We start from the raw sequence: 14,476 nt of genomic DNA on the forward strand, positions 1-14,476 counted from the left end.
TTTTAGGTGCTACATAGACTAATTTATTCTTTTTTTTCATACCGGTTGATAAATAAACTTGTACTTATATATTGTACAAGTGGACCGATTTTGATATAGTACAAATCAAACGGGGTGAAGAAGATGGATAAAAAATATTATGGGTTACTAAAAGAAAAATTTCAAAATAAAGAAAATGTAGTAACAGAAATTATTAACTTAGAAGCAATTGTACATTTACCAAAGGGGACAGAGCATTTTTTAAGTGATGTTCATGGGGAATTTGAAGCGTTTGACCATGTGTTACGGAATGGTTCAGGAAGTGTCAAAGAAAAGTTAGTTGAATGTTTTGCTGAAAGTGACATTAATATTGATGAATTAGCAACGTTAATTTACTATCCAGAAGAAAAGATGCAATTGGATCTAGCAAATCAAGAAAAGCATGTCAAAGAGCAATGGTATGCAGAAAAAATTCAGTTGTTAATTCAAGCCATTCAATTTTCCAGCCGCAAGTATACTCGCTCGAAAGTTCGCAAAGCTTTGCCCAAACGTTTTAGCTATATTATTGAAGAATTACTAACAGAATCCCAACAAGAACCGGGGAAAGCCGCTTATTTTCATGCCATTATTGATAAGATTATCCAATTGAATCAAGCAACTGCACTGATTACGGATTTATGCTATTTAATTCAGCGTTTCGTTGTGGACCATTTGCACATTGTTGGCGATATTTATGATCGAGGACCTGCGCCAGATTATATTATGGAACGATTGATTCAGCATCATTCGGTGGATATTCAGTGGGGAAATCATGACATTGTTTGGATGGCTGCGATGGCAGGTTCACCGATTGCGATGATGAATTTGTTACGTATTTGTGCGCGTTATGGCAATTTAGATATTATCGAAGATCGTTATGGAATTAACTTGCGCCCACTAGTTGAATATAGTCAAGAACATTATCAACCAAATGATAAATTTACTCCAAAATTAGACGAAGACAATGACACTATTTCAGAAAAAGAAAAAATCTATCTAAATGTTGTGCAGCAAGCTACTACCATTTTGCAGTTTAAATTAGAGAGTCAATTGATTCAGCGACGACCAGAATTTCGGATGCAACATCGGGATATGTTAACTAAAATAAATTATCAAACCAATAAAATTCAATTGAACCAACAAGTCTATTCGCTGACGAATTTTCAAGCACCTACAGTTTCAACAACCAATCCTAGCCAATTAACATCAGAAGAAAGCCGGTTATTGGAGCGTTTGATGGCATCCTTTCAGTCGTCTGAAAAACTACGTCGTCACACCGACTTTTTATTAGAAAAAGGCAGCATGTATTTATGTTATAACGGTAATTTATTGTTACATGGCTGTATACCGCTTCATGAAAATGGTGATTTTAAATCGCTGCGTATTGAGAACCAACAATATTCAGGCAAAGAATTACTTGATTTTTTTGAAGAACAAGTACGAAAAAGTTATCGTTCACCTGAAATTTCAGATGATTTAGCGACTGATCTATTATGGTATTTGTGGACAGGCGAATGTTCATCATTATTTGGAAAAAATGCGATGACAACCTTTGAACGTTATTATATTGATGATAAGGCCACGCATAAAGAAGAAAAAAACGCCTACTATCATTTGCGAAATGAAGAAGCGATTTGTCAAGAAATTTTACAAACCTTTGATTTGCCAATTACTGGACATATCATTAACGGACACACGCCTGTCAAAGCCAAAAAAGGTGAAAGTCCAATTAAAGCTAATGGACGTTTGTTAGTAATTGATGGTGGTTTTGCGAAGAGTTATCAAAAGCAAACCGGTTTAGCAGGTTATACGTTGTTGTCTAATAGTTACGGACTACAACTTGTGGCACATCAACCCTTTGCCTCAGTAGAAGAAGCAGTGATGACGGGGACAGATATCCTTTCTAAGAAACGTTTAATTGAACGTGTTGAAAATCGGACAACAGTTGAAAGTACTAATATCGGTCGAGAATTATTGGAAGAAATGCAGGCGTTAGAAGTTTTGTATAAAAATTATGAGAAGTGTTGATGATAGAAAAAGTCGTAAGTGAGGAAATTCTCGCTTACGACTTTTTTTATTTTTTATTTACAGTAATCGTTGGGCGTAATTGCTCCATTTGTTCTTTCGTAACTGCAGGGAACCAATTCATGGCATTGCAGGTAGAAAAGAGTAAGGCACTTTTTAGGGTATCTTCAGGTGCTTGTTGTTGTGCTATTCCTTTGACTAAACGTCCCAGAAAAAAATCACCACAAGCAATGGGATTCTTGGCTTCAACAGGTTGTGCAGCGCCTGTATACAAAGTGCCATCGATACGACCGACAATCCCTTTTTTTCCAAGTGTAATAATAAAATTTGGAATTTCAGATTTAATGTCATTGGTTAATAATGAAAGATAATCATCGATTGTTTGTAGATTTTTTTCCGGAAACAAGTCTTGAATCTCTTCGTCGTTGATTTTAATTAAGTAAGGTGAGGTTGTGTTATAGGTTGATACAAGTGCTTCACCACTAGTATCAACACATAATTTAATTTCAATGTGCCGCTGTTTTAGTGCTTGTTCAATTTGTGAAATATAGTTGGTAGGCATACCTTTCATTAAGGAACCGGAGAAAACAAGTAAATCATTTTCTTTGACTGTAGCAAGTAAATTGTTGGTGAACAGTTCAAGTGTGTCTGTGTCTAAATCAAAACCTCCCTCATAGACCGGAATAATTTCTTTCTTCGTTGTATCGACTAAAATATTGCATAAACGAGTGTTTTTACGAACCGTTGTCGCTTGAACTTGATATCCCTGCTCATTTGCTAATTGAATTAAATGCTCACCATAAATACCCCCAACCATCGTATGAATCATTAGTTTAGGAGTTTCTTCATAGGAGAGTGCATAAGCAACATTAAAGCTTTTTCCACCTGGAAATTCTTTGACTTCAATTGGACGATTTGGGGTAGCGGTTTCAATCTTCTCTAATAATATCGTGCGATCAATCGCAGGATTGGGGCAAATTAAATGAATCATAAATAAACACTCCTTCAGTTTGATGGACTTATTATACAATAAAAAGGCACTTATTTGGCATTTATTTTGCATAAAATGCAATAATTTTGCAAAATGCCAAATAAAAAGGTTGCAAGTTGCAAAAAATATGATAATATGATGGTAACGATTACAAAGGTGGTGCAAAAATGGCTGAAAATAGAAAAGAACAAATATTAACTATTTTAAAAGAAAAAAAATCGGTTCGTATTCTGGATTTAAGTAAAAAGTTACGTGTTTCCAGAGAAACAGTGCGTAAGGACATTACGGAAATGGAAGAAGAAGGCCTTTTAAAGAAAACATATGGTGGAGCAGTTTTAGATGAAGCCAATACAGAGACAGATTATGAACGTCGACGAGTAGAAAATGAAGAACAAAAAAGCTTAATTGCGGATAGAGCGTACCACTTTATTGAACCAGGAGATACGATTTATCTGGATTATGGGACAAGCTCCTATGCATTAGCCAAAAAATTAATTGATTTCGAAGATTTAACAGTTGTGACAAACAGTATTCCAATTGTTAATCTATTAATCCACTCTCCAGGTATCCAATTAATTATTCTAGGTGGGAATGTTCGAAAAAATGAAGACTCATTATTCGGTACATTTGGCTTAAACAATGCGAAGGAAATTTTTGTAGATTTAGGATTCTTTGGTTGTGCAGGGATTGATATTAAATCTGGCGTAACAAACTATCATATGGGAGAGATTGAAATATCCAAAGTGATGCTTCATCACAGTAAAACAGTTATTTTATTGGCAGATGAAACAAAATTTGGTAAGTCAGCTCTTTACAAAACTTCAAATCTAGATGAATTAGATATTGTCATTACAACAGATGTGAAGGATTTAGAAGTTGAAGAGGAATTTCTAAAATATAATATCGAAATTATTAAAACGGAAGGGAAAGAGTTGAATGGTTAAAAAGGAATTTTTATTTGAAACATCTTTTACAACTAAAGAAGAATTATTTAAAGCGGCAACTGAATTTTTAGTTCAAAAAGGCTATGTAACAAACGAATTTGAAGAAGCGTTAAATACACGCGAGAATGAATTTCCAACTGGTTTACCAACTGTTCCACCTGTAGCGATTCCGCATACAGATGGAACCTTTGTAAAAAACGATACGATTTTATGTATCGTAAATAAAAATGAAGTGGCTTTTAATGAAATGGGAGGGGATGAAGAAGATATTGTCTTACCTAAAGTATTCTTTATGTTAGTGCTTGGGGAAGGTGCCACACATTTGGCTCAATTACAAAACTTGATTGAAAAAATTCAAGCAGGCGAATTAGTCGAAAAATCATTAGCAGCAAAAAGTTTGGAAGAATTTGAGAACGTTGTCAATACGCATTTATAACAAAATTATTTTTTAGGAGGAAATAGAGATGAAAAAAAGAATTATCGTAGCGTGTGGTGGAGCGATTGCCACATCAACTGTTGCAGCAAACCGCATTCGTGAGTTATTACAAGCTAATGGCATTGATGGAGAGGTTAAACAAACACGTATTACAGAATTAGATTCAGAAAAAGATGGCGCAGATTTGATTGTGACCACAGCAAAAGTAAAAAAAGATTTTGGTGTACCAACCATTCATGGAGTAGCATTTATTTCAGGTATTGGGATTGATAAACTAGAGCAACAAATTTTAGATGCATTGAAATAAGAAGGAGGTATTTTTGTGGGAGTCATACAATATATCGTTGATTTAGGACCAACAGTAATGTTGCCTTTAATCATTTTCATTATCGGACTTTTATTAAAACAAGGCGTAGGAAAATCACTTCGTTCAGGTTTGACTGTCGGTATTGGTTTTGTGGGGATTAACTTAGTCATCAGTTTAATGACCGAAAACTTAGGAGATGCAGCGAAATCAATGGCAGACAATTACAACTTAGGGTTGAATGTGATTGACCTTGGTTGGCCGGGAACTGCACCGATGGCATGGGCATCAAGTATGGGATTGATTGCAATTCCAATTGCTATCGGGGTAAATATTTTGATGTTAGTAACAAAAATGACAAAAGTTGTAAACGTTGATATTTGGAATATTTGGCATATTGCTTTTACTGGAGCAATGGTTCAAGTTGCTACAGGAAGTTATGTGTGGGCAATTGTTGGCGTAGTAGTCCATGCTGCAATCATCTATAAATTGGGAGATATTTTTACACCAGTTACGGATGAATACTTTGGTTTAGAAGGAATTGCTATGCCTCATGGAACCTCTGCATATATGGGAGTTATTGCAAAACCAGTAGATGATTTAATTGAACGTATTCCGGGCTTAAACAAGATTACCTTAACACCAGATAAAATTGAAGAACGTTTGGGTGTGTTTGGCCAACCAACCATCGTCGGTGCTATTTTAGGATTTGCGATTGGATTATTAGCTAAATATCCAATTGGACAAGCAGCAACACTCGCTGTTCAAATGGCTGGGGTAATGGTTCTAATGCCAATGGTAGTAAAACTAATTATGGAAGGGTTAATTCCTATTTCAGAAGCTGCGCGCGCCATGTTGGATAAACGTTTTTCAGGAAGTGATTTCCGAATTGGTTTGGATTGTGCATTGATGTTGGGAGATCCAGCCGTTGTAGCATCTTCTATGTTATTCGTTCCATTGACTATTTTAATTGCTGTTTTACTTCCAGGAAACAACATTTTACCGTTTGGAGATTTAGCAACAATTGGTTTCTTTGTCGCAATTGCAGTTGGGGTTCATAAAGGAAATATTTTCCGTACATTGTTCTCTGGAACAGCTATTATGACCATGACGTTGTGGATTGCCAATCAAATGGCTTCTGTACAGCAAGCATTGGGACAACAAGTAGGTTTAACAAAAGCGGGTGAGCAAATTTCTTCAATGGACCAAGCTGGTTCACCAATTACGTATTTGTTAACGAAAGGTATCACGTTAGAGATAGGTGTAGGTTTCTTTGTTATCGTAGTCCTTTATGGCTTCTGTGTTGCTTACACGTATACAAAATATAAACAAGGCAAATTATATGTAGAAACAGAAGAAGTTTAGGAAGGTGAATTCGAAGTGAAAGCATTAGCCGTAACAGGTGTTGAAACATTTGAATTACAAGAACTAGCTGTTCCAACTCCTAAAAAAGGGGAAGTATTGATAAAAGTTGCCTATGTGGGTGTTTGTGGATCAGATTTGCCCCGTTATTTTGATGGTGGTGTGCACCAATTTCCACAAGTATTGGGACATGAATTTTCAGGAAGCATTGTTGAAGTAGGCGAAGATGTAGAATTACAAAAAGGTACACGGGTAGCAGTGGCACCATTGGTTCCATGTAATGAATGCGAGCAGTGCCGTAGTGGGCGTCCGCAATTATGTCCGAACTATAGCTTTATTGGTTCAAGACAGCAAGGTGCGATGGCAGAATATGTAATTGCACCTGTAGAAAATTGTTTACTAGTTCCGGAAACATTATCTTTAAAAATGGCTGCAACAATTGAACCATTGACCGTTGCGATACATGGCATTGAGCGTATTCGTACGCAATCAGGTGATAAAACACTCGTGTTAGGTGCTGGAACAATTGGCTTAATGACTGTGCTAGCCTTACGTGCTAGAGGTGTGGGTGAAATCACAGTGGTTGATTTGAATGAGCAAAAATTAGCTTTAGCGAAACAGATAGGTGCAGATGTTGTTGTCAATCCATTGACCACGGACTTAGACACACATTTTAAAGAAAATGGTTTTGCATCGATTGTTTTTGAAACAGCTGGGAACCATCTGACGCAAGTCCAAGCGATTAAATATGCTGATCGTCAGGCGAAAGTCGTCTTTGTGGGGACATGTACTCGCCCAGTAAACTTTGAAGCAGAAGAATTTGAATTAATTTTACGACGGGAATTAGAATTAACAGGTTCATGGATGTCTTATTCGGCACCATTTCCAGGTTTTGAATGGCATGCAGCCTTACGCTATCTGGCAACAGGCGAAATTGACACAACTCCGTTAATTACAGGTATTTATTCATTAGAAGATCAAGCATTACCTTTTGAAAAAATGCGTGAGAAAGACTCAAAAGAAGTAAAAGTATTATATGAAATTGGAGGCGAAATTGCGTGAGTAAACAAAAAAATGAACGATTAAAACGAACGCTGAATAATGATGGCGTGATTGCAGCATTAGCGATTGACCAACGCGGTGCGATGAAGAAAATGATTACGAAATATAAAGAAGAAGCCACTTCGGAAGATATTATAGAATTTAAAACGCTTGTCTCAAAAGAGTTAACACCCTATACATCTTCCATTTTACTAGACCCCGAATACGGATTACCTGCGACCAAACAGAACGATCCAGCAAGTGGCTTATTGTTAGCATACGAGAAAACAGGCTATGATGCAACAATTCCGGGCAGATTACCAGATATTTTATCCGATTGGTCTGTGCGACGCTTAAAAGAAGCAGGCGCAGATGCCTGCAAATTCTTGCTTTACTATGATATTGATGAAGATGCCGAGATTAATAATCAGAAACATGCTTTTATTGAACGTTTAGGTTCAGAGTGTGTAGCAGAAGACATGCCTTTCTTTTTAGAATTAGTTTCTTATGATGCTACAGGATTAGATGCAAACAGTCCTGAATATGCAAAAGTAAAACCCCATAAAGTGAATGATATGATGAAAGAATTTTCGGATGAAAAATACCATGTGGATGTCTTAAAAGTAGAAGTTCCTGTCAATATGAATTATGTCGAAGGATACGCTGAAGGGGAAGTTGTTTATTCAAAAGAAGAAGCAGCGAAGTATTATGCAGAACAAGCTGCAGCGACCCAATTACCATTTATTTTCTTAAGTGCGGGTGTGTCAGCTGCCTTATTCAGAGATACTTTGCGTTTTGCAAAAGACGCAGGTTCAACCTTTAATGGTGTATTATGTGGTCGTGCTACATGGGCAAATGGTGTCGCTGTCTTTATCCAAGACGGCAAAGAAGCTGCTATTGAATGGTTACGTACACAAGGAAAACAAAATGTCGATGAACTAAATGCGGTGTTAAAAGAGACAGCAACACCTGTTAATTTGAATGAGGAACAAGGATATCACTTTTCTTAATCTAAAAAACCAATCTCAAGAGAACTTTTGAGATTGGTTTTTTTAAACTTCTTTAGTGACATTTTGTCACTTTTGTATTATACTCCTATCTAAGTGACAAAATGTCACTGTAGATTAAAGGAGGATATTTGTCATGTTTTTAGCACTGAAAGAAATGCGTTATGCTAAGCTGCGTTATGGACTGATTATCGGTATGATGTTGTTGATAGCGTATGTAGTTTTTATGCTATCTGGTTTGGCAACGGGTTTAGCAGAAGAATTCAAAAAAGGGATTGACGATTGGCAAGCACAAAATATTGTGTTGTCAGCAGAGGCTAATGATACATTAGCGGCATCACAATTGACTATAGATGAAATGAATCAAGTCATCAGTAAAGAAAAAGCTCCGATTGGACTTTATAGTGGTGCAATCAAAGAGTTACAACAAAATATTACTGTTTTTGGTACCAATTCAGACGCTTTTCTATTACCTAAACTAACTGAAGGCAAGCTTTTCCAAAAAACAAATGAAATCATTATTTCTGAGAACTTAGCAAAAGATACGTATAAGATTGGTGATAAATTAACGATTGGAAACTATCCAGAAGAGCTAACAGTTGTTGGGATTTTTCCTGAAACCTATTACACTGTCACACCGGTTATCTATACAGATTTAGCTACATGGACCAAAATAAAATTTGGCGAGCAAAATTTCGCTTCACAACCAATCAATGCAATTGTAACCAAAGAAGAAGCACAGCTTGAAAAAGCAGACAATACCATGTCGATACTAACAATAGATACCTTTATTGAAGCTATTCCCGGCTATTCTGCTCAAAATTTGACACTAAATGCGATGATCTATTTCTTGTTTGTCGTAGCCGCAGCGGTTGTCGGAATTTTTATGTACGTGATGACATTGCAAAAAACTGCGATTTTTGGTGTGATGAAAGCACAGGGAATTCGTAATAGTTTTATCGCAAAATCCTTAATTGCCCAGGCATTTATCGTTGGTGTAGTTGGTGTTGGCTTAGCCATCTGCTTAGCGATGTTGACTAGTTTCGTTTTGCCAGAAGCAATGCCATTTGCGATTGCTTGGTCACAATGGGGAATGTACAGTGTTATTTTAATTTTCGTCGCAATCATTGGAGGCCTATTTTCTATTCAAACAGTTGCCAAAGTCGATCCAATTACAGCCATTGGAGGTTAGTAAAATGAAAGATATCTTAGTAATGAATAATATTGTAAAAAAATTCGGGACTGGTCATACGGAAGTGACTGCGTTAAAAGGAATCAATTTTACGGTGAAGCAAGGTGAATTTGTCAGTATTATTGGTCCTTCTGGTTCTGGGAAAAGTACATTTCTGACAATTTGTGGCGGTTTACAGACCCCTACTTCCGGAGACATCGTTATCAATGAAACGTCTTTTTCGACAGTAGGAGAAAAAAAGCGGGCAGATTTACGTTTTAAAGAAATTGGTTTTATTTTGCAGAGTTCAAACCTCGTACCATTTTTAAAGGTCAAAGAACAATTTACACTTGTTAATAAAGTAGCCAAACATAAAGCAGATGACGTTCGTTTGAATGAATTGTTACAATCACTGGATATTTACGATTTGAAAGAGAGTTACCCACGTGATCTATCGGGTGGTGAACGCCAACGTGTGGCAATCGCACGGGCGTTGTATAATGAGCCGAGCTTGATTTTAGCAGATGAGCCCACCGCAAGTTTAGATACAGAACATGCATATGATGTGGTGAACTTACTCATTCAAGAAGCCCATGAAAAGCAAAAAGCGACGGTGATGGTCACACATGATGAACGAATGATTCAAAACAGTGATCGCATTTATCGAATGGCTGATGGCTTATTGATTGAACAATCATGATTTTTTGAAGCAGTGACAAAGAAAATGGTTCAGAGTATAATAAAGGAAGAACTTGTTGAAGGGACGAATGCAGATGCCTAAAGAAACCTTCCTTAATTTGCCGGAAGAAAAAAAAGTTCATATTGATCATATCTTACTGGAAAAATTTTACAATCGACATATTAGTCAAGTGAAAGTTTCAGAAATCGTAGAAGCCATGCAAATGTCACGAGGTGCTTTTTATAAATATTTTCAAGATTTAGAGGATGCGTACACGTATTTAGTTGGAAAATATTCAACGGTTGTTCATGGGAATATTTTAACGTCAATTAATGAACACAAGAATGACTTTTTTCTAGGAATCGAACAATTCTTAATTACTTGTAGCCAAGCCCAACCGACGAGTGAATATTGGCAAATTTTGCAATTACTAACGCGTAACAACGTACTGCAAGCATCTAAAAGAGTGCCTATTTCGCCAGATTCACCAATGATTGTGCAATGGTTAGAGTTATTGCGACTGAATCATTTTGAAATTGATACAACAGAGGAAGCTGTGAGTTTTCTTTATTTTATTATGTCATTGGTAATGTCTACGTTAACGGATTTTATCGTTAATCAATGGACAACAGAAGAATTAGTCACTGATTTTCGCTTTCGGCAACGTTGGTTAACACATGGAATCGTTGGAAAATAAAAGCGTGCGTTTCGAGCATTTTGCTACGAACGCACGTTTTTTTAATTTGTGGTTGCTTGTTGCAATTTATTTAATATTAGACGAGCGATAGGACCAACAACTAAAAGCTGTAATGGGAAGGCAACGATGATGTTCAATTGAATCGCACGGAAATAGTTAGACCAGAAATTGACGTCGAATCCATTTGACATTAACACACCAAATAGTGACATACAAAGAACCATACCAATCACCATACATCCTGTGATAGTGAGGATTACTTGCAATTTACTCGATTTATTGATAGGTAAGTGATGGACAATTTTTTTAGCGACTGCTCCCACTAAAAAAACATCTAACATGAAAGCCACGATAAACCCTGGCAGGAATCCTTTTATTAACGCTCCAAAACTGAATTGTTGGTGTAACACAAGATTATAGGCAGACATACCGAAGACCATCAACATACACATGATAGTTGTAAAAAACATCTCTTCTTTTTTATTATTAGGCATTTTATTTCCTCCTTTGATAATCAAAACCATAGCACAAATAATTATTTTTCATAAGTTAGAATTTACTAAGAAAAATAATTCCCGCTTTTTTCTTTTTATGAAAATATTCGCTTTTTTCTATGTATAAACAAAAATAAAAGAATATTGTTCGTCTTTTGTTTGAAATGACTCTTTTTATAATGTAAACATTCGATATTAATTGAAATTTTCGTTAAAAATTGGTACAATCGTTTAGGAATACATTAATTAAAAGAAAGAGGTATTCATATGTCATCAGTAGTAGTTGTAGGAACGCAGTGGGGCGATGAAGGTAAAGGAAAAATTACCGATTTTCTAAGTGAAAACGCCGAAGTTATTGCTCGTTATCAAGGTGGGGACAATGCCGGACATACCATTAAATTTGATGGTGTCACTTACAAATTGCACTTAATTCCATCTGGGATTTTTTACAAAGAAAAAATTAGTGTCATCGGAAACGGTGTAGTTGTTAACCCGAAATCACTTGTAAAAGAACTGGCTTATTTGAAAGAAAAAGGCGTCGGTACTGACAACTTACGAATTTCAGATCGTGCACATGTTATTTTACCGTACCATATCAAATTGGATCAATTGCAAGAAGATGCAAAAGGTGACAACAAAATTGGTACAACAATTAAAGGAATTGGTCCTGCATATATGGATAAAGCCGCTCGTGTGGGTATCCGTGTGGCAGACTTATTAGACAAAGAGATTTTTGAAGAACGTCTACGTAGTAACTTAGAAGATAAAAACCGTCAATTTGTAAAAATGTTTGATTCAGAAGCGATGAACTTTGATGATATTTTTGAAGAATACTATGAATACGGACAACAAATTAAACAATATGTAACAGACACTTCTGTTATTTTAAATGATGCTTTAGACGAAGGTAAACGTGTATTATTTGAAGGCGCACAAGGTGTGATGCTGGATATTGATCAAGGAACCTATCCATTTGTTACTTCTTCAAATCCAGTTGCCGGTGGTGTGACAATCGGTAGTGGTGTGGGTCCTTCTAAAATTGATAAAGTTGTGGGTGTATGTAAAGCTTATACGTCTCGTGTAGGTGACGGTCCATTCCCAACAGAATTGTTTGATGAAGTCGGCGATACAATTCGTAAAGTTGGTCGTGAATACGGCACAACAACTGGTCGTCCACGTCGTGTTGGTTGGTTTGACTCAGTCGTGATGCGTCATTCTCGTCGTGTTTCAGGAATCACTAACTTATCGCTTAATTCAATTGATGTATTGAGTGGATTAGAAACCGTGAAAATCTGTACAGCTTACGAATTAGATGGCGAATTGATTTACCATTACCCAGCAAGCTTAAAAGAATTAAATCGTTGCAAACCTGTTTATGAAGAATTACCAGGTTGGTCAGAAGATATTACTGGTTGTAAATCATTAGCTGATTTACCAGAAAATGCTCGTAACTATGTACGTCGTATCTCTGAATTAGTCGGAGTTCGTATCTCTACTTTCTCAGTTGGACCAGACCGTAACCAAACAAACATTTTAGAAAGTGTTTGGTCACAAATTTAAATAAATGTGAGACACTAGAGCATGTTGCTCTAGTGTCTTTTTGTTTTTTGACACGCTTAGAGTTCCACATTGCCTTTTCTGAATATATTCGTTATAATCAAACCGTTAAATAATATAACAGATATTTAAACTGTTATAATAGTGGAGGGGACTATGAAAAAATTTGTCATTGCAACAACACTATTAGCAACAGGTTTATTACTATCTTCATGCGGAACAGAGAAAAAAGATAATACAGATGAAAGTTGGAAAAAGGTTGAAGAATCAGGTAAATTAACTGTATCAACTTCAGGGACATTATTTCCATCTTCTTACTACAACGATAACAACGAATTAGTCGGTTACGACGTAGACGTTGCCAAAGAAGTTGCCAAACGTTTAGACGTGGATATTGAATTCAAAGAGTACAATGTCGATGGACAAATTGCAGCGTTGCAACGTGGTGAAGCCGATTTTGCAGCCAATGATTTTGGTTTGTCAGGTGATCGAAAAGATAAATTTAGTTTGAGTACACCAATTAAGTATTCATTTACGAGTATGATTGTGCGTGAAAGTGATGATTCGGGCATCCATTCATTAGAAGATTTAGATGGCAAAAAAGCAGCTGGTGAACCAAATACAAGTTACATGAAATTAGCAGAGAGCTATGGTGCGCAACCTGTCGTATACGACAATGCAACGAATGATCAGTATTTGACTGACGTAGCTAATGGGCGTACAGATGTGATTATCAATGATTATTATTTACAAAAAATGTCTGTCGGTGCCTTGCCAGATATTCCTGTTAAAATTTTAGAAGATGTGTATTTTGATTTAGCTCAAACGGGTTTCTTGTTTGCTGAAGAAAATAATGCTTTGCGTGAAAAAGTTGATGCAACATTGAAAGAAATGAAAGATGACGGCACACTTGCGGAAATTTCAGAAGGTTACTTCCAAACAGATGTTTCTGAAAAGCCAAAAGAAGATGTTTTTGAAAGTAAAAAGGCAGAGTAATGTATATTCCGACATTTGATTTTCGTTTGATGTGGGAGTCACTTCCGTTTATTTTAGGAGGACTGTCCTATACGATTGGAATAGCAGTGGCATCATTTTTCTTCGGAAATATATTAGGCATTTTGTTGACGACACTAAGTTTTATCCCAAATCGCTTAGTCAATCGCGTGGTACGGACGATTATCTCTTTTCTACGTGGCGTACCTGCGCTAGTGATTTTATTTTTATTGTATTTTGGTTTTCCGTATCAATTGCCTGCATTGACGGCAACGATTATCTGTTTTAGTTTGACGAGTAGTGCATTTATTGGAGAAATTTATCGCGGGTCAATTGCTGGGGTTGACCGTGGACAATGGGACGCTGCTTATGCATTAGGTCTGTCTTTTCCCAAAGTCATGCGTTCGATTATTTTACCGCAAGCTTTTCGAATTTCAATTCCAGCATTAAGCAATGTGGCAATGGATTTAGTCAAAGGGACATCGCTTGCGGCAATGATTACCATTCCTGATATTTTTCAGAAGGCCAAAATTGTCGGTGGTCGAACTTTTGATTATATGTCGATGTATGTTTTAGTTGCGTTAATTTATTGGTGTATTTGTCTAGTGATTGAATACTTGCAAAAATATTTAGAACAACATTATCTCAAACGCTATGGAAAACTAAATTAGACGCCCCCTCCTTGGATAATGACCAAGGAGGGGTTTCTTTGTGAAAAAAGAGAGCGCTTGCGTTATTTTACCATCTCGCCTATGAT

The 14,476-nt window shown here is 36.4% G+C and carries 15 protein-coding genes; 13 read left to right on the forward strand and 2 right to left on the reverse strand.

Features of this window, described 5'->3' with window-relative positions; all coding sequences use genetic code 11:
- The first annotated feature begins 123 nt into the window (after positions 1-123).
- Positions 124-2,046, forward strand: coding sequence for a fructose-1,6-bisphosphatase (locus BAU17_RS05840; RefSeq protein WP_161901890.1), 1,923 nt, complete (start codon positions 124-126; stop codon positions 2,044-2,046).
- A 46-nt stretch (positions 2,047-2,092) separates the two neighbouring features.
- Here the strand turns inward: BAU17_RS05840 and BAU17_RS05845 are convergent, their stop codons facing one another.
- Positions 2,093-3,034: a 1-phosphofructokinase family hexose kinase gene (locus BAU17_RS05845; RefSeq protein WP_161901891.1), complete on the reverse strand. Its 942-nt coding sequence runs from the start codon at positions 3,032-3,034 to the stop codon at positions 2,093-2,095.
- Positions 3,035-3,201: 167 nt separating this feature from the next.
- On the opposite strand from BAU17_RS05845, the gene BAU17_RS05850 reads away from it, so the two are divergent.
- The 9 genes from BAU17_RS05850 (at position 3,202) to BAU17_RS05890 (ending at position 10,675) form a co-directional block, all read left to right on the forward strand.
- Positions 3,202-3,978: a DeoR/GlpR family DNA-binding transcription regulator gene (locus BAU17_RS05850; protein ID WP_161901892.1), complete on the forward strand. Its 777-nt coding sequence runs from the start codon at positions 3,202-3,204 to the stop codon at positions 3,976-3,978.
- Positions 3,971-4,414 (forward strand): PTS sugar transporter subunit IIA, encoded by a 444-nt coding sequence (locus BAU17_RS05855; RefSeq protein ID WP_161901893.1) that lies wholly within the window; start codon positions 3,971-3,973, stop codon positions 4,412-4,414. Before BAU17_RS05850 ends, BAU17_RS05855 begins: the two co-directional genes overlap by 8 nt.
- Positions 4,415-4,442: 28 nt before the next feature.
- On the forward strand, positions 4,443-4,721 hold the full coding sequence (gatB, locus tag BAU17_RS05860) for a PTS galactitol transporter subunit IIB (protein WP_161901894.1): 279 nt from the start codon (positions 4,443-4,445) through the stop codon (positions 4,719-4,721).
- 15 nt (positions 4,722-4,736) lie between these two features.
- Entirely contained in the window at positions 4,737-6,083 is a 1,347-nt protein-coding gene (locus BAU17_RS05865; RefSeq protein WP_161901895.1) for a PTS galactitol transporter subunit IIC, read from the forward strand.
- 15 nt (positions 6,084-6,098) lie between these two features.
- Positions 6,099-7,142: a galactitol-1-phosphate 5-dehydrogenase gene (locus BAU17_RS05870; protein ID WP_161901896.1), complete on the forward strand. Its 1,044-nt coding sequence runs from the start codon at positions 6,099-6,101 to the stop codon at positions 7,140-7,142.
- Complete coding sequence (gene lacD / locus BAU17_RS05875) at positions 7,139-8,131, forward strand: tagatose-bisphosphate aldolase (protein WP_161901897.1); 993 nt, start codon at positions 7,139-7,141, stop codon at positions 8,129-8,131. The genes BAU17_RS05870 and lacD overlap by 4 nt, the downstream gene beginning before the upstream one ends.
- 133 nt (positions 8,132-8,264) lie before the next feature.
- Positions 8,265-9,320 (forward strand): ABC transporter permease, encoded by a 1,056-nt coding sequence (locus BAU17_RS05880; protein WP_161901898.1) that lies wholly within the window; start codon positions 8,265-8,267, stop codon positions 9,318-9,320.
- Positions 9,321-9,324: 4 nt separating this feature from the next.
- On the forward strand, positions 9,325-9,999 hold the full coding sequence (locus BAU17_RS05885; RefSeq protein WP_161901899.1) for an ABC transporter ATP-binding protein: 675 nt from the start codon (positions 9,325-9,327) through the stop codon (positions 9,997-9,999).
- Between the two features lie 73 nt (positions 10,000-10,072).
- A complete protein-coding gene (locus tag BAU17_RS05890; protein WP_161901900.1) occupies positions 10,073-10,675 on the forward strand; it encodes a TetR/AcrR family transcriptional regulator in 603 nt (200 codons plus the stop codon).
- A gap of 41 nt (positions 10,676-10,716) precedes the next feature.
- On the opposite strand, the gene BAU17_RS05895 is transcribed toward BAU17_RS05890, so the two are convergent.
- A complete protein-coding gene (locus tag BAU17_RS05895) occupies positions 10,717-11,169 on the reverse strand; it encodes a DUF2798 domain-containing protein (protein WP_161901901.1) in 453 nt (150 codons plus the stop codon).
- Between the two features lie 267 nt (positions 11,170-11,436).
- Here BAU17_RS05895 and BAU17_RS05900 point away from each other — a divergent pair, with 267 nt between their 5' ends.
- The 3 genes from BAU17_RS05900 to BAU17_RS05910 all read left to right on the forward strand — a co-directional run bounded on the left by BAU17_RS05900 (position 11,437) and on the right by BAU17_RS05910 (position 14,390).
- The gene (locus tag BAU17_RS05900; RefSeq protein WP_161901902.1) at positions 11,437-12,729 is read left to right on the forward strand and encodes an adenylosuccinate synthase; all 1,293 of its coding nucleotides are present in this window, start codon (positions 11,437-11,439) and stop codon (positions 12,727-12,729) included.
- Positions 12,730-12,882: 153 nt separating this feature from the next.
- A complete protein-coding gene (locus BAU17_RS05905) occupies positions 12,883-13,722 on the forward strand; it encodes a transporter substrate-binding domain-containing protein (RefSeq protein ID WP_161901903.1) in 840 nt (279 codons plus the stop codon).
- Positions 13,722-14,390 (forward strand): amino acid ABC transporter permease, encoded by a 669-nt coding sequence (locus BAU17_RS05910; protein ID WP_161901904.1) that lies wholly within the window; start codon positions 13,722-13,724, stop codon positions 14,388-14,390. Before BAU17_RS05905 ends, BAU17_RS05910 begins: the two co-directional genes overlap by 1 nt.
- Positions 14,391-14,476 lie beyond the last annotated feature (86 nt).

Source organism: Candidatus Enterococcus willemsii (genome assembly GCF_009933335.1).
Taxonomy (GTDB): domain Bacteria; phylum Bacillota; class Bacilli; order Lactobacillales; family Enterococcaceae; genus Enterococcus_F; species Enterococcus_F willemsii.

What these genes read in the sequence shown, in the direction of transcription:
- gatB (WP_161901894.1), top strand. Translation starts at nt 4,443, where the DNA reads ATGAAAAAAAGAATTATCGTAGCGTGTGGTGGAGCGATTGCCACATCA.
- BAU17_RS05890 (WP_161901900.1), top strand. Translation starts at nt 10,073, where the DNA reads ATGCCTAAAGAAACCTTCCTTAATTTGCCGGAAGAAAAAAAAGTTCAT.
- BAU17_RS05880 (WP_161901898.1), top strand. Translation starts at nt 8,265, where the DNA reads ATGTTTTTAGCACTGAAAGAAATGCGTTATGCTAAGCTGCGTTATGGA.
- BAU17_RS05905 (WP_161901903.1), top strand. Translation starts at nt 12,883, where the DNA reads ATGAAAAAATTTGTCATTGCAACAACACTATTAGCAACAGGTTTATTA.
- BAU17_RS05900 (WP_161901902.1), top strand. Translation starts at nt 11,437, where the DNA reads ATGTCATCAGTAGTAGTTGTAGGAACGCAGTGGGGCGATGAAGGTAAA.
- BAU17_RS05895 (WP_161901901.1), bottom strand. Translation starts at nt 11,169, where the DNA reads ATGCCTAATAATAAAAAAGAAGAGATGTTTTTTACAACTATCATGTGT.
- BAU17_RS05910 (WP_161901904.1), top strand. Translation starts at nt 13,722, where the DNA reads ATGTATATTCCGACATTTGATTTTCGTTTGATGTGGGAGTCACTTCCG.
- BAU17_RS05855 (WP_161901893.1), top strand. Translation starts at nt 3,971, where the DNA reads ATGGTTAAAAAGGAATTTTTATTTGAAACATCTTTTACAACTAAAGAA.
- BAU17_RS05885 (WP_161901899.1), top strand. Translation starts at nt 9,325, where the DNA reads ATGAAAGATATCTTAGTAATGAATAATATTGTAAAAAAATTCGGGACT.
- BAU17_RS05845 (WP_161901891.1), bottom strand. Translation starts at nt 3,034, where the DNA reads ATGATTCATTTAATTTGCCCCAATCCTGCGATTGATCGCACGATATTA.
- BAU17_RS05840 (WP_161901890.1), top strand. Translation starts at nt 124, where the DNA reads ATGGATAAAAAATATTATGGGTTACTAAAAGAAAAATTTCAAAATAAA.
- BAU17_RS05850 (WP_161901892.1), top strand. Translation starts at nt 3,202, where the DNA reads ATGGCTGAAAATAGAAAAGAACAAATATTAACTATTTTAAAAGAAAAA.